Genomic DNA, 19,810 nt, shown 5'->3' with positions numbered 1-19,810 from the left:
AGGGGATTTTACAAACTAACCTATTCGAACACCTTTTCTTGCGTCAAATTTATTTATTAATGCATCGGGGTATTCATTTTATGATTAACAACTACTCTTTTTATGAAGAAAGCAAGAATTAGTCCTACAATCGCCATACTCATTCCGAAAATAAAAGCATTTTGTACACCGTTCGTGAACGCAGGTAACATATTAGCTGGATCTGCTGGGTTCTCCACAGTTTTCATGTAGCTTTTTGAACCCGCGGTCATAATGCTGACTGCTAATGCAGTACCAATGGCACCAGCAACCTGCTGCAGTGTATTCATAATAGCTGTACCATCTGGATAAAGTTCTAGTGGCAACTGGTTAATACCATTCGTCTGTGCCGGCATAAATACCATCGAAATACCAATCATAAGCGTACTGTGAAGTACGATTACGAACACAACCGTAGAAGCTACAGTAATACTGGAGAAGAACCACAAGGCTACTGCTGCAATAATCAGACCTGGAATCACGAGCCATTTCGGACCGTATTTATCAAACATACGACCCATAATTGGGGACATCAATCCGTTTATAATTCCACCTGGAAGCAGCAACAGACCCGCTTTGAAAGCTGTATAACCTTGTCCTTGTTGAAGGTACATCGGAAGAATCAACATGGAGGACAGAATAACCATCATACAGATAAATACCATAGCTACACCAATAGCGAACATTGGATATTTAAAAGCACGCAGATTAATCATTGGCTCCTTCATCTTCATTTGACGAAGTCCAAACAATAACAGCGCTACTACACCTACGATGATCGCAATGATCACTTTCGGACTTCCCCAGCCCGCTTCTTCACCGGCACTGCTGAAACCAAACACAATACCACCAAACCCGAGTGAAGACAACACAATGGAGAGGATATCAATCTTCGGTTTCGTCACCTTTGTTACATTTTGCATGAACAGAATCCCGAATATCAATGCAATCACTAAGAATGGCAATGACAACCAGAAGATCCAGTGCCAGCTGAGGCTTTCAATAAGCAGTCCAGCAATGGTAGGCCCAATCGCCGGAGCAACCATAATAACCAGACCGATCATCCCCATTGCTGCCCCACGTTTTTCAGGAGCAATGATGATAAGGATTGTATTAAACATCAGTGGTAACAGAAGCGCTGTTCCCATAGCTTGAACCACTCTTGCTGTAAGTAAGAACTCAAAGTTAGGTGATACTGCCGCTAGGAATGTTCCTAGGATTGAAAAACATAAAGCGGCTATAAACAGCTGTCTCGTCGAAAACCATTGAAGCAGCATCCCCGAAATTGGTACTAATATACCCAGTGTAAGCAGATAAGCTGTTGTCAACCATTGTGCTGTTGCTGGGGTAATTTGTAGGACATTCATAAGATCGCTTAAGGCAACATTTAATGCCGTTTCACTGAACATTCCGATAAAACCTGCTAGTAATAAAGAGACAAGAATTGGAATAGTCTTAAACTTCTTGACCTCTTTTTGTTGATTCCCTTGCATAGTTGCTTCCACCCTTAATCCTCCTGATAATCTTATCTATTTGTCTGTATCTAACCAAGTATTACTGGGATAAACTTTGCCGCCGCGAGAAGCGGTTGTTCCTCCCGAAAAGTCAGCGTCTGGAGAAGCGCCCCTTCAAATAAAGAGATTACCACTGAAGCCTTATCGGCCGCGGGCTTGTTCTCTACGCCCTCATCCAAAAGACGTTTCTTGATCACATCCTGCAAGTCCATAAACACAGATTTACATGCAGTCCGCAGCTCCTCACTAATACAGGATGTCTCCGCCGCCAACCAAAAACTAAACGGAACAATCCCTTCGTATGAGGATTCCACAGCATCTTTAGCCATTCCTAGAATGAAATCCTCCATTGCCTCAGACGCACTCTTGCTGTTCTCCATATGATGTCTAAGCTTCTGAGCGACAACTTCACTAGTCCGGTTAATACATGTTAAAGCCAGTTCTTCTTTACCGTGAGGAAAGTAGTAATAAAGAGACCCCTTCGGTGAATCGCTGTCTTTAATAATCTGATTCAGTCCTGTTGCATGATATCCCTGAGAAAAAAACAATTTCGAAGCTGTGTCCAAAATCGCCTCACGCGTATTCGGCTTGTTTGACAAGCTGACACTTCCTTTGCATTATAACAATTGGTCTACATAATAAAACCATATTTCAAAGAGATATGTCAACACATAAATTACTTAAATTCAAAGTAATTTTGGTGGAAGATCGTGGGGGTTGGTTGGGTTAGCTCCATCCTCCCTATCGGACTCAGATGCAGCTATTTGCGCTAAAACATGCTTTTGGGCTCATTTTCGGACCTCACCGTCGCTATTCCCCTCAAACCGGACTGTTTTCATCCCATTTTGTGCACATAGCTGCAATGGAGTCCGATAATTACTCAAAAGGTTACTTTTCCAGCATATAAGGACTCTGGGGTCCGATAGCTCCTAACTTCGTACATCCTTCTACTTCACATTTACTTCTCATCGAGCTATTAGCTTCATTAGGTCGCACACTTGCCTCACACTATTTCCGCGTATGCATTTGTCCGTGTACTCCCTTGCTTCACACTTACTCCCACACTTTTGTTTTCCATGTACTACACTTGCTCTCAAGCTAACATTCCTATCGGACTCAGATGCAGCTATTTGCGCTAAATCATGTCTTTTCACAATTTTCCGGACCTCACCGTCGCTATTCCCCTCAAACCGGACTACTTTCATCCCTTTTTGTGCACATAGCTGCAATGGAGTCCGATAATTACTCAAAAGGTTACTTTTCCAGCATTTAAGGACTCTGGGGTCCGATAGCTCCTAATTTCGTACATCCTTCTACTTCACATTTACTTCTCATCGAGCTATTAAGCTTCATTAGATCGCACACTTGCCTCACACTATTTCCGCGCTTGCATTTGTCCGTCTACTCCCTTGCTTCACACTTACTCCCACACTTTTGTTTTCCATGTACTACACTTGCTCTCAAGCTAACATTCCTATCGGACTCAGATGCAGCTATTTGCGCTAAATCATGTCTTTTCAAAATTTATCGGACCTCAGCACCGCTATTCCCCTCAAACCGGACTGTTTTCATCCATTTTTGTGCTCATAGCTGCAATGGGGTCCGTTAATCTTTCAAAAGGTTACTTTTCCCGCAAATAAGGACTCTGGGGTCCGATGGAGTGAATGAGATGAGGTGAAGGAGATGGTGTGCAGGAGATGGTGTGAAGCAGATGAGGTGAACGAGATGGTGTGAACGAGAGAAGGCCCAATGTGCTGTGGAGAGGAGGTGAGGACGTAATGTGCTTGGGGTGGGATGCTATTAATGTCCATCTGTATTTTCGCAATAAATTACTACCTGCCTCCATCCAGCCCATCTGCTCCTTCTGCCCCCACTCGCCCCATTTGCTCCATCTGCCCCCTTCTAGCCCGTCTGCTTCATCCGCCCATCTGCTCCACCTACCTCCATCCGCCCGCCCCATCTTCCCCATCCGCCTCCAGCCATCTCCATACCTTCTCTCTCCCTCACTAAATTAACTCCCGACACCCCACGTCCGCTTGAAATTCTCTACTTCCCATTCCCGCAATCCCAGCGTATACTATAATTATTCCAATGAGAAAGGTGTGAATAAAATGCAAAACGTGCCCAAAGGAATTCCCCGGCCATTAGTAAAAACTAATCAGGCGTTTATCGTCATTTCTGTAATATTAACCTGGCTAACAGGACAACACTGGATACTAGCGCTGCCCTTGTTTGCCGGATTGCTCGGTCTTTTGTTCGGTTATAATCCCATCATTAAGCTAGCTGCCAGGTTTCTGACAAAAGAGCGTTCCCACTATGTACTCGAAGACTGGTCACAACAACAGTTTAATCAAAGCATTGCTGTCTTCTGCCTCGCAGGGGGTCTGATCAGCTTCATCGTTGGCTGGACGATCGCAGCTTACATTTTCACAGCGCTCGTTGCGGTGGCCGCCACTGTGGCAATCCTAGGTTTTTGTATCGGATGTTTTATCCATTATCAATGGAGAATGTACAATTACAGACGTAAACAAAGCAGCACAAATTAAATTTGTTAATTTTAATCTCTCTCTTCTCCAACAACATCCCAGCGATGGCGAAATTTTAGTAACCGTGGATGCAGTGATAAAGGTGCAGCTGGCAACAATAACCGAATCTTTACAATCCACTCTTCAAAAGAAGAATAAGACGCAAACTGATTCGCCACCTCAGGCGTTAAATACAGAAAAATCGGCGAAGGATAGATCTCCAAAAGATGCCGCAACGCTGAATCAAGCGGAGTATACTTCTTTCGCTTCCCTTCCAAACTCTCTACCGTGATAAAGCTACGCCCTTGCTCCCTTTTCCATTCATGCAGCCGGTCCTCTCGCTTATAATAAGCGCTCACCGGCTCTTTGGTCATCCGTCGCACCGTTTCCTCATGAAGTGGATATAACACCAGTTTGGTGAAACGCCGGTCTGTTGCAGTTTTTGCCGCCACTTCAAGCTCTTGATCTGTTATATGTTCAAAAGAGTCGTAAAACACTAAAGTCCCTTTACGTTGCTCAACTGGCGGCTCATAGCCATAGGGTACATGCTGAATGTCTCTTTTCAATGAAATCCCTCCTGCTTGTTCTATTTATTAATCATATCATGTGACAACAGCAGGGCTATCATTCTTATCCTACAGCTGAAGATGAATGGTTAATGAAATCCTGAACTTTTGATATCAAGGCTGGGTAAATCAAGGGATACGTCAGCTCTTTTGGTATCTCAGTAAATCCTCTGATTTCTGCCATCTCATAAGGAGGAAGTTCTGCGAACTGTTCCACATTTGCAAAATATAACTTACCATAATTTTCTGGAGCGTCGATACTAGTGACCCTATAAATAGCTATTGGAAAAAGTGAGAATTGTTCCGCACCCGTTTCTTCATATAATTCTCTGGCAGCAGCCTGCTCCGGGATTTCGCCAACCTCTATATGCCCTCCGGCAAACTCCCACGTCGAACGGTTCTGATGTCTCGCTAAGATCCATTCTTCACCATGTTTAACCATAATAACAACGTACTTCAGCTCAACTTCTTTTTCCTTATCCAAATCATAAAAGTTTACCAGCAATTATATCCCTCGTCTTCCCTCCAGCCTCAAACATTTTTTGCCGCATCCCAAGCCAATTTAAATTCCGCTATATTCCGATACCGCTGCTCCCTCACCGCACTGACAGCCCGCAAAGCAACCTCGTAGAGAGCTTGGCTGGTTTCCCATTTTGCAAACGATCGATCGGATGCTCCTCCTAATAAAACAAATGCTGTGGCGCCCATATTAAATACATTCGTAACTTCATCAATCGGCGCATCCAAGCTAAACTCTTCCGGTGACTTGAATCTGGATGAACCCCAGAAGTTCTCTCCCAGATCATTTACAGCAGGCTTACCTCTATAATAATCAATATCACAAATTTTAGTTTTATCGTTTACAAAATCATAAAGAATACTTCCATCATAAAAATCGACAGCCACATAACCCTGTACCTCCACATGTTCATGAAACGAAAAGATTACATCTAATGAAGACAGACGTTTTTCAACGGATAATTGCTTATAACGAAAAAAAGGCGACTCCGGATGACTCAGCTTTGCTTCTCCCGCAAACAGCCAATGCGAATGTAAACATTCACCTGCAAACCAATCAAATACTGCTACATACCCCGACTCAACTTCAAAATGCGACAGTAGCGCGATCAGCGCATCATATCTAAGTTCGTTATATAACGGAATAGCTTCAATTAAACGGTTAACAGCATCCTGAGGATTCCCGGCATAAGTCAAAGGTTTCCCCCCAGCAAATTTCACAAAATACTTCTTCCCCTCCTGCTCCACACCAAAAGAAAGATTTCCGGAGTCTTGCTGATCGAACACTTTAAACACTTTTCCCAGCTTAGTTAACCAAGCAAAATCACAGGCTTCCTGCAATTGAAAAATTACCGCATCGATTTCATATGTATAATATTTTTCGCGCAAATTAACCTCCTGCATTCATTATCTAGAATATATCTATTAGCTTCATTCATGGTCTTGTTCGATATTTAATCACTAGAATAATAACCAGCAACACAACACATAAAGACATCGTATTCGTAATCAAAAAAGCTAATCCAACCCCCGTAACCGCCAAACTGATCGCATAAGCTTCCATTAAACTAATCCCGAGCAGCATAAGTAAATACGATTTGAGATTTAAATCGGCTACGGATTTTGATTTGAGGATTTGAACAATCTGCGGGATCCATCCCAAAGAAAGAATCACTCCACCTATTAATTGCATGATTGCAAACATAAGAGCACCTCCACGGTTTTATACAGTTGTATTCCGGGCGGCTCGATCTGGTTCCATTTCATGTAAAAAAACAAATAACACTAAGCAAAGTTTAATTTCCCTGCATCTTGCAGCTTACTATACGCATAAGAGGCCGCACCTATAGTTCCTGCTCGACTCCCAAGCTCTGCTTGAACAATTTTACACTTACTGCTTGATAGCTTCAACGCATGCTGATGCACAGTCTCTCTTACAGGTTGGAGCAATTTATCTCCCGCCGCTGCCATTCCCCCACCTACAATAATAAGATCCGGGTTGAGGATATTCACAACATTCGCTAATCCAAATCCAAGTATAGTTCCAGTCTCCTGCATTACTTCCATAGAGAGAGCGTCTCCAAGTTCGTAAGCCTCAGATATCATTAACGCGGTAATTTGCTCATCTTGATCCTTAGTCCAAGTCTGAATAATACTTGTTCGACCTTCTTTCAGCTTCTCTTTAAAAGTATTCACCATGCCAATCGCGGACACATATCGCCCCAAACAACCGGAGCTTCCACATTTGCAGGGACGCCCGTTCCTGTACATATTCATATGCCCAATTTCACCCGCGCTATAAGACGTACCATAGATCACTTTTCCGTCGTTCACAATACCCGACCCTAATCCCGTTCCCAAGGTAATCAGAACCAGATTGTTATACCCTCTTCCTGCACCTTGTTGCCATTCACCATAAAGATTAACCCTAACATCATTATCAATAAAAGTAGGAAAGTCATAGAATTTTTTCATCTCATCTACAACATGTACATGCTCCCAATCCGGAAAATTCGGTGAGAAAAAAGAAATTCCCGTTACTGGATCAAGTAATCCTGGCACTCCCATTCCCATTCCTTCTACCAAATCTAATGGAATATTCGCTTCATCCGTGATTAAACGTACTGCTTCTCTAATCCGTCCCAACACATGGGCCGGGCCCTTAGCAGCCTCTGTTGGTATAGATCTTTCTTTTACAGCCATAAAATCAGTATCGTAAATCCCTGCTTTAATATTGGTTCCGCCAAGATCAATCCCTAACATATACCGTTTCATAAAAACCTCCAGAATTAGATATTCTATCGCTTTCGATTAAGTTCTAGTACTAACTGCCGCTTCCGTTTCAGCTAACATCAAGCGGTTCACACCCATTTTAATCTGATTCTCGGTGAGATTGGAATAACCAAGTAGAAAGACAGGACCTTGAGGTTTAATGCCCACAAAATAAGAAGACGCAGGATAAACCCGAACTCCATATCGTAACGCCAATTCAGCTATACGATGCTCTTCGGCATTGGATTCCAGCTCAATTAATAAATGAAGACCCGCCTCTTCCCCATAATAGCGGACATGACTGCCAAATTCAGCATCCAAACTTTTTACTAGACAAGCCCTGCGGGCAGCATAAAGTTTCCCCATCTGCGTAACATGCCTTGCATAATGTCCATTCTGAATAAATTCCGCCAACGCTTCCTGATCCAAAGCAGAAGACATACGATCTGTTATCCATTTGACCGCCAAAAAAGGTTGAATCAAAGTCGGAGGCAATACAACATAACCTATGCGCAGAGAAGGAAATAACACTTTACTAAAACTGCCTACATAAATTACTCTACCCTCAACATCTAGTCCAGCAAGTGATGATAGCTTCGGACCCTCGTACCTGTATTCACTGTCATAATCATCTTCAATAATAAAAGCTTGATTGGCTTTGGCCCATTCCAGTAACTGCACTCTTCGTTTCATCGACAGGGTCACCCCGAAAGGAAACTGATGCGAAGGAGTGACATAAGCTAGTTTTGGTTTTTTATGAGGATCTTCTTTGATGGTATCACAGCTTGCTTGGAGCTCATCTACACAGATACCCTCTAGGTCAACTCTGATGGGTGTAACCACCGCTCCAGCGAACGAAAAAATCTCCCGCACAACGTTATGTGATGGATCTTCAACAATAACTTGATCACCTTTTGAAACAAAAATTCTCGATAATATATCCAATGCCTGCGTCGCCCCGGATGTAATCACAATTTGTTCCGGAACCACGGGCATCGAACGAGTAGACCGTAATAAACGTGCAATCTCTTGGCGTAGTCCCAAAGAGCCCTCGACCGGGCCGTAACCCAAAGTATCAGGAGATGCACGACGACAGGCATTCATTAATGCTTTTTGCCACTGATCCATTGGAAAAGCGTCCCATGCAGGTACACCGTGCCGAAAATTACATAATACTGTGTTCAAGTCGTTTTCTATAATAGAAGTAGGATTGAGTGTTAGGAAATCAGGACCCTTCGTTATAAAATTGTAAGGGTTCTCAGAATCCTGGGGGTCTTTCTCCTCCACCGGCAGCCCCGTTATATAGGTTCCTGCCCCTTTTCTCATCTCCAGATAACCCTCTGCTTGAAGTAGCTCGTAGGATTGAAGAATTACACTTCTGGATACTTCCAGTTGATTAGCCAAAGTCCTTGATGGAGGCAGTGAATCCCCCCCACTTAAAGCTCCTGAATGGATAGCATTACGAACCTGCTCATAAATTTGACGGCTTAATGGAATGGGTCTTTGTTTATCGAGAGTAATCAGCAATTCATGCTTCATAAGATTTCCTACCCTTCTAATCCGGGTTTTCTTAATGGTTCATAGTAAGGATTTTTACAATTAGTGCTGCAGAAACAGCGCCTAAGATCACGAGTAACAGCGGGATTTTCCTAATTAATACCAGTATAACAGCGACTATACCCGAAGCGATACCTACAAGATTGTCATCTGCGTCCACCTGAAATATCCCAGGAACCGTTAAAGCACTAAGAACCGCGATAGGCAAATATTCCAACAAAGCTTGGACTTTGGAAGAGCCATTCGTATGCTTTGTCAGCAGCAAAGGTACAAAACGAAATGAAAATGTAAGGATTGCCATCCCGATAATGATCAGAATAGTCATACGGATACCTCCTTTTCTACTTCAGCTTGCTCTCGAAATAAGGAGCCTACTGCCATACCCATTAACATAGCTGCAAGTATCGAGGAGTTTCCAAGTACGGGATGTAGGAGCCATGAAGAACCCGCCGCTGCTAAACATATGGCCAAATTCCGAATGCTTCCCTTTAGTTGTGGCACTATTAGTGCTATCAGTAAGGCATATAATGAGGTGTTCAAAGCAGGTAAGTATACAGCCGGAATGTAGGATGCCAGCGATATTCCCGCAGCTGTTGCCAGTAAATTTGCTATATACGGAGGAATTTGTAGACCCAGCAAATATGGAAGAGTTATATTTTCTTTTGAATGATTGCGGGGGATCATACTAACAGCGTACACTTCTTCTGTTAAACTGAACCCAATCCAGACTTTGGCCAGCGGATTGATTGTACGGTCAAGCTGACTCCCAAAAGATAGGCTTATAAACAAATATCTTAAATTAATGATCAACGTAAGCAGCAGGATCATTGGAGCGGCGGCACCAGCGGCAAGCATTTTCACGCCAATAAATTGGCTGGCTCCCGCAAATACGAGCGCTGACAATAAGAACACTTCCAGACTCCCCAGGCCTAATCCCTTACCGACCAATCCAAACGTAAAACAAGCAGGAATAAATCCTGCAACAATAGCTACAGAATCCTTAAGACCCGTTCTAAACATCACTTTCTGATCACTCATAAGTTTCTCTCTCCCTTATCGTTGTCCCTAGAGAGAGCATACTTGGATACAATTCTGGTGGGAATAACCGCATGGGTGCGTATGTACCATACCAATTTCTTGACATAGAAAAAAGACCGCCCGCTAAGAGAGCGATCTTTAATGAAGGTTAAACCTCCTGAGGACTTTCCACAATCCCGCTGATTTCTTGTTGAATTTGGGATTTAATCTGATCTATATGGTCAAAATCTGTAGCTGCGGCATAGATTGTCTTTAACTCATCCAAAAATACTTTGGCATCTGTCAGATGTTGAATGGATTGTTTCATGGTGCTGGAATATCGCTCTTTAATACTTGCGATGGCTTCGGCAAAAGCTTCATCCGTACCTGGCTGAATGCACCGTGAATACATATCAACAATCTCGTCGGTAGCACGATCAGGGAAATACTCATGCGGAGCTGTGCTGTCAAAAATAGCAAACCCAAGCTCGCGTACGATAATCATATCAAGGCTGTTCGGATCGAAACCACAGTGGTAAATCTCAACATCGACACCACGTTTTATTCCTTCAGCCGCCAATTTTTTTAAAAGTGTAGATTTACCGGAACCCGCGCGACCTTTTACAAGATATCTTTTTAGCCCTGCGGTTAAATTAGGTACAAAATCCACTGCACCCTTAGGCGTAGCTGCACCTAAAAAACGGTGATCCACCCGGCTTACTTTTTCGAAGTTCTGATCACCATACAGAAGTTGAATATACTCCTGAGTCAGCTCATCAGCGGCTTGGAAATTCATTGTCGCAATATAAATCGCTTCCCATTCGTCATGAATGCGGAGTGCTTCAGCAAAGCCTGAATAAGCTAGTTCATGCTCTTCCGTGTACTGATCAACTAAGCTGTCGATCTCAACACAACGCTGGCTTAACTGGAGCGTATCGACGGCCTGCTCCAAATTCACATGTACGATGGCCTCTTCAGGCAATTCTGGCTTAATGACCCGTGGAGCCGTACCATCTATAATTCCTACTTTTAATTCAGGAATAACCACTCCGTCGAGTGAATCATTATCTGACGCTGTGTGAATTAACCAGATCTCATAACCTTGTTGAGCCAGAAGATCTCCGATTTCTCGAATGATTCTAGTTTTCCCCGTACCGGGGCCTCCTTTTAAAACAAACAAACGTGTTAAACCTTGCAATGACGACTCATAGAGGTTAGAGAAGCCGTGAGCTGTGTTGCCGCCAGCAAAGAAATTCAGGATTGTTCCGTCCATAATCGCACACCTTTCCGGGCTGATGTCATGTTTCACTGTTCATCTTATTAATGTACCCAAGGAAAGGTGACGCTTTGAGTGAGATGTGGTTTCGTTAGATAATTCAGTTTCAAACAAAACGATCCAAAAACCTCTTAATGACGGGAACATCTGGAGGAGACAGCTCGCTTGGCAATTCTGCATAATTAAAAAAACGCAATTCTTGCACTTCAATTCCATCTACTTTTAGCGCCCCATCAAAGTCTGTGCATAGATACGCAGCCACAACATTATATACTTCATCCCCGTGCGGGTATTTATAATAAAGATCTTTTCCAGAGAACATGTCGAACAATTCAAGACCTTTGGCTGTTAAGCCCGTTTCCTCAAAAAGCTCCCTCTTAGCTACCTCTTCTAAAGTCTCCCCAAGCTCCATCGAGCCACCTGGCAAACCCCAGCATCCGTTGTCCGTTCTACGTTGTAATAATAATTGATGATTGCTGCACAATAAAACACAGGCTCCTGCCATTATAAGCGGTCTGGTACCTACCAGCTTTCTTAACTCCATAATATAATCGCTCAAAAAACTACATCCTTTCTTCTAATAGGCTCAAATATCCTAAGCTAATTAAAGTTTATTTCTTTTTCTGCACATGAAAACCATTGTCTTGCGCGTAATTTTCAATGCTCCAAATACCTCTTCCCCGCTCTCGCGCCTTATCCTGAATCGCTCTAAATTGATCTACGTATTTTGTATTAGGTGCAAATACATAGGCTACACGTGCATAACCCTGCTCTAGCAGAATCTCATTGAACATTTTCCCATCTATATAGAGGTAACAAAGTAGGCGGCCATATTTGTCCCGCTCCGATACATCTAGTTCAATTTGTACATCTTTATCCGTAAGCATCTTTTTGGCGAAATCAGAAGCTTCTAGCGAAAAGGGCTGTGGTTCGGGGATGTTCGGATTCACTGACTCTGGAGTATCGACCAGCAATAAACGAATGGTTTCCTTTTTGCCGCCTATAGTCAGCTTCATGGTGTCACCATCGACTACTCGTGTTACCTTTGCATCTATTAAACGTTTGTTGTCCTCTGTTGTATTGTCTGGCGTAGAACCCAATCCAGAACTGGAATCAGCCGTAATCGTTGGAACTGGCTCTAAAGTAATCTGCTCGGCTAAGTTGCAGGCAGTTGTTGTTCCAAGTAAGAGTGTGATAGCTAAAAATCTTTTTACTAGATAAATCTTATTCATTGTTAACCTCTTTCTTATACACGTATGTAATTTCATGGGGTCTATTAAAAATAAATTAAAAAACTTAAAAACACAAGACTGTACAACTAATCATAGAAAACAGCGACAGCCATGTACCAGAAAAAAGATACTTGGCTATCGCTGTTTCGCCTTTACTCTACTTCCACCACGTTTAATTTGGAAATCTTTATTTTGATTATGATCGATAAGAAAGCAAGCAGGGAAAACATAATTCCGATCCAGATGAGTTGATGTATTCCTGCGTGAAAAATAACCCAACCACCGATAGCAGTCCCTATAGTAATTCCAAGGTTGGAAAATGAGATAAACAAGCTGTTACCGAATTCGGGAGCTTCTTTCGCTTCGGTCGTTAACCATGCTTGACTGACAATCAGTCCGCCGGAATGCACTGCCCCCCAAATGATTATGATAACAACCATCGGAAGGAAATAAGAACCTAGATAATATACGAATAAGTAAGTTACCGCATATAACAATGGAAACATGATAACGGTCTTTGTAATGCCTTTATGCAAAAGGCTTCCAAATAAAAAATTCCCAAAAATCATGATTATCCCAAAGGCCATCAACATGATACTAATCCATGACCCGTTCATATGTGTTACCTGCCCAAGATATTCAGCAAAGTAACTGTACACAGAAAACATAGCTGCAAAGATAAAAATAACTGCCACAATATTTAACCACAATAGGGGTTTGCGTAAAATATCAAGTTGTTTACCATATGACATTTTTTCTTTAACTGGCATGGAAGGAAGCCAAGCTAGTATTCCTAAAAAGGCAATTATACTTACGACAGCTCCAAACAGAAAAGCGACTTCTAACGAAATTTTGTTCGCGAGATAAGAAGTCAAAGGCACACCAAAAGCAAACCCGACCGTTATTCCGGCGAAAACCTTTGTAACTGCTTTGGTGCTCTTTTCCGGAGGGACAAGTTGGGCAGCGGTAACAAGTGCAACTGAAAAAAACACGGGATGAAAAATAGCAGGGATAATACGGAAAATCAGCATTACTTCAAACATGGTCGTATACGCATAAACAATATTTGAAATTGCAAAAATAAGTACAGCAGTTAATAGAATTATTTTACGATTAATTCCAGAAGCCAATAAGGTCAGAAATGGACCTGAAATAGCAACAACTAAAGCAAATATACTTACAAGCCATCCAGACTGAGAAGTTGATATATTAAATTTTTGAGTTACCTGTGGCAGAACACCTATAATCCCCATTTCCGTTGTAATAATGCCAAATACGCCTAAAGCCAAAATAATAATAAGCAAAGGGTTAACCTTTTTCATTTTAAAATAATCCTCCATTTATATTCACATATTTAGATTTGTAGATATGTATTACCAAAAAAAAGCTCTTCCTCCTTTCTCCTATAGTTTCTCTTTAATATAATCGGAAAACTCTTGAATTGTCTTTTCGTTTCGACGATAATACGTCCACTTCCCAATTCGCTCAGATTCCAGCAAACCAGCTTTTTGCATAGTCAATAGATAGCTCGAAATAACCGACTGTGCAAGCCCCGCTTTAGCTTGAATATCTCCCACGCAAATCCCAATTTGAAAATTTAGGCCTTGTTGTAAATAAGGCTTTTCATCAAAAAATTCCTCGGGAGTTTTTAGCCACATCATAATTTGACTACGAGTCTCGTTAGACAACGCTTTGAATATCAATAAAGGTTCCATGTGTTCCATTATATCTATTTTTATAGATTTGTAAATACAAAAGATGCCGATGTCTCGTTGTTGCAATAACATTATGTAGATTCATGTTTCGTATCGAATTGTTCGTTTAGTGAATTAAATATTTCCATATCAACCAGCACAGCAGTACGGATACCCAAGAAATGAAACCGAAAATCATCACGATTTTGTTCTCACTCCATCCGTATTTTAAGCTGAAGTGGTAATGGATCGGAGCCATCCGGAATAGCCGCAGCTTCGTCCGTTTGTAGTACCAAACTTGTAAAATGACCGACAACTGCTCCGCAAAATAAACGAAAAACAAAATCGGAATCAAAAGCTCAACCTTTTCAATGACAGCCAGAACGGAAAGGGAGCCACCGATCGCGAGTGATCCAGTATCGCCCATAAACGCTCTTGCTGGATAAATATTGTAAAGCAAAAGCCCTAGCAGACAACCGATCATAACAAGTGAAAAAGTCTGCACTTCAGGTTTGTCCGAAATCATAAAAAAGAAAAAATACGACGGTATGGCAACATTGATCAGTAGCCCATCGAGACCATCTGTAAAATTGATGGCATTCGCGGAGCCGACCACAAACAGCAAAATGATAGTCACATAAAGGTATAAAGGCAACTGCAGATTTTGCCCTTTAAATAACTCGATATTACTCGTCAGGCCGAACGAATGGAACAACACATATAATATAATTCCAGTAAAAAGAAATTGAAGCACTAGTTTTGAGCGGCCGCTGATGCCGGATGGATTTTGCCAAAAAGCCTTTTTGAAATCATCCAAAAATCCGACTGAACTAAACAACAAAAACGTAACGCATAAGAGTAACATTAGAGGCCCGGGTTGAAACTGCAGCGAAATCGCTATCCCGATAAGCAGGATCAACCCTGCCATTAGTGGTGTACCCCGTTTGGCCTGATGCTCTGCTGGAAGCTCGGCACGAATCGGTTGCGTTAACCTCAGTCTATGCAGCGTCCAGATTAATAGAGGCGTAAACACCGCCACCAGAAGAAAAGACAGGCCGGAAACAGCCAGAATTCCATACATACAACGAACTCCCCTCTTTGAAAAGATCATTTATAATACTCACAAAATATTTCTAGAGTTAATGAGGTCGTCTGTAATTATGTACTCTTTTCATCTGTTGATAAAGAGAAATTATTCTATTTTTATTTCCTGTTTTCTGCTGTGAAACTACTGGGAATTTTCTATAAGCAGATTCCAAAGCATAAACTTGCCCAATGAGAAAGTTTGCACTTTGGGCAAGTTTAAATTAGTATATAGTCAGCAATCCTAATCTTCACCACAATTACAGCTATATGGGAGGTGTATACATAAATTATGATTAAACAAACGTTGAGAGATTTCAAAAAAGAAGCCACTGAAAAAGCGCTAGCAGAAGCGGCATTCGAACTTGCACTTGAACATGGGTTGGACGGTTTTGTTGTTGAAGATATCGTGCAAAAAGCCGGCTACTCCAGAAGAACTTTCGCAAACTATTTCACATGCAAGGAAGAGGCAGTTGCGATGGGAGCAGTTACCGTACGGAACACAAATGAGTATGAAGAATTGCTCACCAAAATCCCTGAAAATGCCTCCCTGCTGGATACCTTATATCAACTAATTAAGATGCAACTTACATCTGAGCTTATAGGGAGGTTGCGTGAGCTTTCTTTACTTTCCCGAAAATTCCCAGCTCTCGAGCCCCATTATCTAAGAGCAATACATCTTACGCAAACTGGAGCACAAAAAACATTGTTGCACTTGTCAAATGGTAAGTATGACGAGGTCTATACTTATCTGCTTATAAATTCGGTTTACGGAACTGTACTTCCCTTAATTGACGGAAAACTTAATGTGCTGCTTCCGGGACAAACGACGAGCGACGATCCAAGTCCTGAAACGCTTACGTTCGATCAATTTTTGGAAACTATTTACGGATATTTACGCAACGGATTCTAATAGGCTAACAATCAGTTTTCATCAACGAGGGAGTGTAAAATAGATACATGTCAACATTATTATACAGAGTGGGAAAAACCGCTTATCGCAAACCTGGGTACTTCATTTTAGGTTGGATTTTAATTTTAGGAATTGTCATCTCTATGATCAGCATGAATGGTATTCATATCAGTTCAGAAATGAAGATTGAAGGCACAGAATCGCAAAAGATTTTGGATCAATTAGCAACAGAACTTCCGGCTGCATCTGGTGGACAAGGAAGTGTCGTGTTCAAAGCACCTGAAAATGAGCGATTGGATACGCCAGAACGTTTGGCAGCGATCACTAAAGGTGTTAATGAGGTTTATGGTATAAACGAAGTGATTAATCCTGCGGATTATGCAGCGGAAGCAAGTAGTTCAACCACTGAAACAACTCAGGCCGCCAGTATGGATCAGTCTGCAGCAGCCACAGCCCCCCCTTCCTATGGTCCTCTGATGGCAGATGGCGTTCCAGTACCTGGTGTTATTCTTTCCGCAGACGGTAGCATTGCATTGTTCCAGTTCCAGTTTACCATTGAGCAATCTGCTATCTCTCAAGATATTTTTGATTCTGTAATTGATACCGTCATGAATGTCGAGAAAGATACCAACATCACTGTACTGCCGGGCGAGACACTCAAATCAGTATCTATCGGTGTAGGATCAGCTGAGATTGTCGGACTTGTCATTGCTGCAATTGTTTTGCTGGTGACGCTTGGCTCTGTCGTTGCAGCAGGTCTGCCCCTTATAACTGCACTGCTTGGAGTCGGCATCGGTGTAGGTGGAGCATTTTCTATTTCCAAATTCATTGAAATGCCTAGTGTCACTTCCGTCTTGGCGCTTATGATTGGATTAGCCGTCGGAATCGATTATGCTCTTTTCATTGTAAATCGCCAACGCCGGATGATTATTGATCAAGGATTAAGCGCACAAGAAGGTGCGGCTAGAGCTATTGGCACATCCGGCAGCGCCGTATTTTTCGCCGGTTTGACGGTTATTATCGCTCTCTGCGGTATGCTTGTAATCGGGCTTACTTTCTTATCAACGATGGCGTTAGTAGCAGCTGCTACCGTCCTTATCAACGTATTTGTTGCCTTAACCCTATTGCCGGCATTGCTCGGATTGGTGGGTGAACGCATCTGTTCGCCTAAAGCTCGCAAGAAAAACAAGGATCATCATACAACGGGTAACCGCGGTATAGCTGATAGATGGGTTAAATTCGTCATCAAGTATCGTTGGGTCACTATTGTTGCCATCGTCGTGGTACTTGGCGTAGCAGCAACCCCTATAGCCAAAATGGAAATGGGCATTCCCGGAGCTGCCTCAGCGAATTTGGACACGGTAGCAAGACAAAGTTATGATGCTATATCCGAGGGTTTTGGAGAGGGCTTTAACGGACCGCTTATTTTGGTTGCAGAACCAAAGAATTCTTCCAATCCAGTCACTCCGGAGCTCCAAGGAAATCTTGTAAAAGAGCTCCAAGCTCAAAAGAATGTCGCGTTGGTCACTCCTCTGGGCATGACTAAGGATTTGGCTATCTTCAGTCTGATTCCAGAAACGGGTCCTAGCGATATAACAACCAAAAATCTGGTGAATGATTTACGGGCTACGGAATCTAGTATCGCTCAAAGTAATGATGTTAAACTCGGGGTTACCGGCTTTACCGCTGTTAACATCGATATGTCGGCCAAACTGGCAGATGTATTTCCCATTTATGTAGGAATCATCATTCTCTTATCGCTCATTATTCTTCTGTTGGTATTTCGTTCGATTATCGTTCCTATCAAAGCTACGATCGGCTTTCTGCTTAGCATACTCGCTACCTTCGGGATCACCACAGCCGTGTTCCAATGGGGCTGGCTCCATTCTCTCTTTGGTTTCGACACCGGTGGCCCATTGCTAAGCTTTATGCCAATCATCGTTACGGGTATCCTATATGGGCTTGCGATGGACTATCAGGTTTTCCTTGTCAGTTCCATGCGTGAATCGTACGTTCATGGTCATGAGGGATCAGAGTCCGTTGTTCATGGATACAACCAGGTGAGTCGTGTCGTAGTAGGCGCTGCTATAATTATGATCTCCGTTTTTGCAGGGTTTATTTTTACGGATGATGTCATGATTAAACAAATCGGCTTTACACTGGCCGTAGGGATCTTAATCGATGCTTTCATTATTCGAATGGGATTAGTTCCTGCTGTAATGTCTATTTTCGGCAACAAAGCTTGGGCACTTCCAAAATGGCTCGACCGTATTCTGCCAAACCTGGATGTCGAAGGCGAGAAACTGATTGCTACACTCAATGCTAAAGACAAATCTAATTCCATGAAATAGATACAATAATAAACAGCCTGAGACCTGTATTCCTAGGGGTTCAGGCTGTTTTGTTTCTGTGGTAGGGTTCACTTCCCGCGAAGAGCAGATGGGCAAGGCTCTGGAAATTATCTCATTGAAGATTAAGGATTAAAGCGGGGCGCACACCGTAACAAGCTAAGTTGACATGTCCGTAACTGCGAATACTGCTACGAGTACCTACAAAATACGCACGTGAGGAAATCGCAGGTTGAGTTCTCAGCCACCACCATGAGCAGCCAAACTCTTCATCCTTCTCAAGGATATAATCAGCTTTGACTTTTTTATCATACACATACAATTTACATCCATCGTTCTTTTTCACTTTAGAGAATCCCGTTCCTATCGCCCTACGCTTCGCACGTAAAGTATCTTCTCCAAGTTTAAAGGTGAATTCATTCGCCTCCGAAACACTAAGCAGAAAAATCTTATCTTCCGTGTTTATACTTCCCTCTCCGTTATCTGTGCACTGTGTAGTCTTGATGAGCCTGTGCTCGGAGTCATTAAAAGCGGCATTATAAAACTCATCGTTCAACCACTTTCGCAAATCGGAGTCACGCCATGTAACGTCAACATATTCACTGTGATACCGCCTGCAATCCAAAATGTACTCGCTCAAAATGAACAGTTCTCTACCTGAATTTTGCAGCACTCGCCACTTTATCGGCATTTGGTCTGCTCCGTCCGCCATTTGCGGATAAGAGCCAAAAGTAATTAGTTCGCCGGGTTTTGCCCGCTCATACACGAAAGCAAGATTATCATTTTCATTACAAATCATAATTATAAATTCTGTAGTTCCTTTAACGATTTCAGCTTCCCTGCTAAATCCTAGTTTTTCATACAAGCGTATCGCTCTATCGTTGAACTTCGCCACTGTCAGCCGCTTTGGTTTTTCCTCGCATCTCTCATTAATATAGTTAAGGACTGTAGTGAAAAATAGTGTCCCATTCCCCTGTCCGGTTAACTCAGGCTTCATTCCTAAACCCACATCTATAAAATCCTGAGAATATGTATATATATCATTTGGAACCTGTGCCGGACTTCCTACACAGAAGAAACCAATCAATTGTTCATCTGTATCAAGTACAGAAAAAAACGCTTCCTCTAGCATTTCACTTATAGCTTCAGGAGTTAGTTCATTATTGTAAAAATCATAGGGTGGATCATATTGCCAGCTTAAAATATCCTTAGCAGCATCAGCATTCAGCTTTTCCACGTAAAGTTCCATTTCGCATCCCCCTTTGTTTTCAAAATCG

At 42.4% G+C, this 19,810-nt stretch carries 20 protein-coding genes; 3 read left to right on the top strand and 17 right to left on the bottom strand.

Annotated features, from left to right (window positions below; genetic code table 11):
• Positions 1-56 precede the first annotated feature (56 nt).
• Positions 57-1,511 (bottom strand): DHA2 family efflux MFS transporter permease subunit, encoded by a 1,455-nt coding sequence (locus tag MHH89_RS04955; protein ID WP_076130929.1) that lies wholly within the window; start codon positions 1,509-1,511, stop codon positions 57-59.
• 50 nt (positions 1,512-1,561) lie between these two features.
• Positions 1,562-2,131: a TetR/AcrR family transcriptional regulator gene (locus tag MHH89_RS04950; protein ID WP_076186025.1), complete on the bottom strand. Its 570-nt coding sequence runs from the start codon at positions 2,129-2,131 to the stop codon at positions 1,562-1,564.
• A 1,512-nt stretch (positions 2,132-3,643) separates the two neighbouring features.
• Here MHH89_RS04950 and MHH89_RS04945 point away from each other — a divergent pair.
• Positions 3,644-4,078, top strand: coding sequence for a DUF4395 domain-containing protein (locus tag MHH89_RS04945; RefSeq protein ID WP_076126204.1), 435 nt, complete (start codon positions 3,644-3,646; stop codon positions 4,076-4,078).
• Positions 4,079-4,089: 11 nt separating this feature from the next.
• Here the strand turns inward: MHH89_RS04945 and MHH89_RS04940 are convergent, their stop codons facing one another.
• From MHH89_RS04940 to mraY, 14 genes are all read right to left on the bottom strand, one after another.
• Positions 4,090-4,623, bottom strand: coding sequence for a hypothetical protein (locus tag MHH89_RS04940; protein ID WP_076218015.1), 534 nt, complete (start codon positions 4,621-4,623; stop codon positions 4,090-4,092).
• Between the two features lie 64 nt (positions 4,624-4,687).
• Entirely contained in the window at positions 4,688-5,128 is a 441-nt protein-coding gene (locus tag MHH89_RS04935) for an NUDIX hydrolase (RefSeq protein ID WP_076218016.1), read from the bottom strand.
• Positions 5,129-5,154: 26 nt separating this feature from the next.
• On the bottom strand, positions 5,155-6,045 hold the full coding sequence (locus tag MHH89_RS04930) for a serine/threonine protein kinase (RefSeq protein WP_445739122.1): 891 nt from the start codon (positions 6,043-6,045) through the stop codon (positions 5,155-5,157).
• Between the two features lie 31 nt (positions 6,046-6,076).
• On the bottom strand, positions 6,077-6,346 hold the full coding sequence (locus tag MHH89_RS04925) for a PQ-loop domain-containing transporter (protein ID WP_076126195.1): 270 nt from the start codon (positions 6,344-6,346) through the stop codon (positions 6,077-6,079).
• Between the two features lie 80 nt (positions 6,347-6,426).
• Positions 6,427-7,416, bottom strand: a complete 990-nt coding sequence (locus MHH89_RS04920) for an ROK family protein (protein WP_076309347.1) — start codon at positions 7,414-7,416, stop codon at positions 6,427-6,429.
• 36 nt (positions 7,417-7,452) lie between these two features.
• Entirely contained in the window at positions 7,453-8,952 is a 1,500-nt protein-coding gene (gene pdxR / locus MHH89_RS04915; protein WP_076309346.1) for a MocR-like pyridoxine biosynthesis transcription factor PdxR, read from the bottom strand.
• Positions 8,953-8,983: 31 nt separating this feature from the next.
• Positions 8,984-9,295: an AzlD domain-containing protein gene (locus MHH89_RS04910; protein ID WP_036686713.1), complete on the bottom strand. Its 312-nt coding sequence runs from the start codon at positions 9,293-9,295 to the stop codon at positions 8,984-8,986.
• On the bottom strand, positions 9,292-10,008 hold the full coding sequence (locus MHH89_RS04905; protein WP_076309345.1) for an AzlC family ABC transporter permease: 717 nt from the start codon (positions 10,006-10,008) through the stop codon (positions 9,292-9,294). Before MHH89_RS04905 ends, MHH89_RS04910 begins: the two co-directional genes overlap by 4 nt.
• Positions 10,009-10,156: 148 nt before the next feature.
• Positions 10,157-11,260: a PRK06851 family protein gene (locus MHH89_RS04900; protein WP_076309344.1), complete on the bottom strand. Its 1,104-nt coding sequence runs from the start codon at positions 11,258-11,260 to the stop codon at positions 10,157-10,159.
• 109 nt (positions 11,261-11,369) lie between these two features.
• The gene (locus MHH89_RS04895) at positions 11,370-11,807 is read right to left on the bottom strand and encodes an NUDIX hydrolase (RefSeq protein WP_076218042.1); all 438 of its coding nucleotides are present in this window, start codon (positions 11,805-11,807) and stop codon (positions 11,370-11,372) included.
• 67 nt (positions 11,808-11,874) lie between these two features.
• Positions 11,875-12,495 (bottom strand): thermonuclease family protein, encoded by a 621-nt coding sequence (locus MHH89_RS04890; protein WP_340012529.1) that lies wholly within the window; start codon positions 12,493-12,495, stop codon positions 11,875-11,877.
• A 152-nt stretch (positions 12,496-12,647) separates the two neighbouring features.
• Positions 12,648-13,817, bottom strand: coding sequence for an MFS transporter (locus tag MHH89_RS04885; protein ID WP_076309269.1), 1,170 nt, complete (start codon positions 13,815-13,817; stop codon positions 12,648-12,650).
• An 81-nt stretch (positions 13,818-13,898) separates the two neighbouring features.
• Complete coding sequence (locus tag MHH89_RS04880; protein WP_076190171.1) at positions 13,899-14,210, bottom strand: ArsR/SmtB family transcription factor; 312 nt, start codon at positions 14,208-14,210, stop codon at positions 13,899-13,901.
• 106 nt (positions 14,211-14,316) lie between these two features.
• Positions 14,317-15,270 carry a phospho-N-acetylmuramoyl-pentapeptide-transferase gene (mraY, locus tag MHH89_RS04875; RefSeq protein ID WP_339248556.1) on the bottom strand — a complete coding sequence of 318 codons (954 nt, stop codon included), beginning with the start codon at positions 15,268-15,270 and terminating at the stop codon, positions 14,317-14,319.
• A gap of 294 nt (positions 15,271-15,564) precedes the next feature.
• Between mraY and MHH89_RS04870 the strand changes: the two genes are divergently transcribed.
• Entirely contained in the window at positions 15,565-16,185 is a 621-nt protein-coding gene (locus MHH89_RS04870; protein ID WP_076218025.1) for a TetR/AcrR family transcriptional regulator, read from the top strand.
• 47 nt (positions 16,186-16,232) lie between these two features.
• A complete protein-coding gene (locus tag MHH89_RS04865; protein ID WP_341086463.1) occupies positions 16,233-18,536 on the top strand; it encodes an MMPL family transporter in 2,304 nt (767 codons plus the stop codon).
• 112 nt (positions 18,537-18,648) lie between these two features.
• Here MHH89_RS04865 and MHH89_RS04860 read toward each other — a convergent pair whose 3' ends face one another.
• A complete protein-coding gene (locus MHH89_RS04860; protein ID WP_341086461.1) occupies positions 18,649-19,782 on the bottom strand; it encodes a GNAT family N-acetyltransferase in 1,134 nt (377 codons plus the stop codon).
• Between the last annotated feature and the right edge of the window lie 28 nt (positions 19,783-19,810).

This window comes from Paenibacillus sp. FSL H7-0323 (genome assembly GCF_038002725.1).
Classification (GTDB): Bacteria; Bacillota; Bacilli; order Paenibacillales; family Paenibacillaceae; genus Paenibacillus_AQ; species Paenibacillus_AQ odorifer.
The sequence above is the reverse complement of the archived record's forward strand: the minus strand, read 5'-3'. Positions and strand labels throughout refer to the sequence as shown.

What these genes read in the sequence shown, in the direction of transcription:
- MHH89_RS04955 (WP_076130929.1), bottom strand. Translation starts at nt 1,511, where the DNA reads ATGCAAGGGAATCAACAAAAAGAGGTCAAGAAGTTTAAGACTATTCCA.
- MHH89_RS04945 (WP_076126204.1), top strand. Translation starts at nt 3,644, where the DNA reads ATGCAAAACGTGCCCAAAGGAATTCCCCGGCCATTAGTAAAAACTAAT.
- MHH89_RS04930 (WP_445739122.1), bottom strand. Translation starts at nt 6,045, where the DNA reads ATGCAGGAGGTTAATTTGCGCGAAAAATATTATACATATGAAATCGAT.
- MHH89_RS04925 (WP_076126195.1), bottom strand. Translation starts at nt 6,346, where the DNA reads ATGTTTGCAATCATGCAATTAATAGGTGGAGTGATTCTTTCTTTGGGA.
- MHH89_RS04920 (WP_076309347.1), bottom strand. Translation starts at nt 7,416, where the DNA reads ATGAAACGGTATATGTTAGGGATTGATCTTGGCGGAACCAATATTAAA.
- pdxR (WP_076309346.1), bottom strand. Translation starts at nt 8,952, where the DNA reads ATGAAGCATGAATTGCTGATTACTCTCGATAAACAAAGACCCATTCCA.
- MHH89_RS04910 (WP_036686713.1), bottom strand. Translation starts at nt 9,295, where the DNA reads ATGACTATTCTGATCATTATCGGGATGGCAATCCTTACATTTTCATTT.
- MHH89_RS04905 (WP_076309345.1), bottom strand. Translation starts at nt 10,008, where the DNA reads ATGAGTGATCAGAAAGTGATGTTTAGAACGGGTCTTAAGGATTCTGTA.
- MHH89_RS04900 (WP_076309344.1), bottom strand. Translation starts at nt 11,260, where the DNA reads ATGGACGGAACAATCCTGAATTTCTTTGCTGGCGGCAACACAGCTCAC.
- MHH89_RS04895 (WP_076218042.1), bottom strand. Translation starts at nt 11,807, where the DNA reads ATGGAGTTAAGAAAGCTGGTAGGTACCAGACCGCTTATAATGGCAGGA.
- MHH89_RS04890 (WP_340012529.1), bottom strand. Translation starts at nt 12,495, where the DNA reads ATGAATAAGATTTATCTAGTAAAAAGATTTTTAGCTATCACACTCTTA.
- MHH89_RS04885 (WP_076309269.1), bottom strand. Translation starts at nt 13,817, where the DNA reads ATGAAAAAGGTTAACCCTTTGCTTATTATTATTTTGGCTTTAGGCGTA.
- MHH89_RS04880 (WP_076190171.1), bottom strand. Translation starts at nt 14,210, where the DNA reads ATGGAACCTTTATTGATATTCAAAGCGTTGTCTAACGAGACTCGTAGT.
- mraY (WP_339248556.1), bottom strand. Translation starts at nt 15,270, where the DNA reads ATGTATGGAATTCTGGCTGTTTCCGGCCTGTCTTTTCTTCTGGTGGCG.
- MHH89_RS04870 (WP_076218025.1), top strand. Translation starts at nt 15,565, where the DNA reads ATGATTAAACAAACGTTGAGAGATTTCAAAAAAGAAGCCACTGAAAAA.
- MHH89_RS04865 (WP_341086463.1), top strand. Translation starts at nt 16,233, where the DNA reads ATGTCAACATTATTATACAGAGTGGGAAAAACCGCTTATCGCAAACCT.
- MHH89_RS04860 (WP_341086461.1), bottom strand. Translation starts at nt 19,782, where the DNA reads ATGGAACTTTACGTGGAAAAGCTGAATGCTGATGCTGCTAAGGATATT.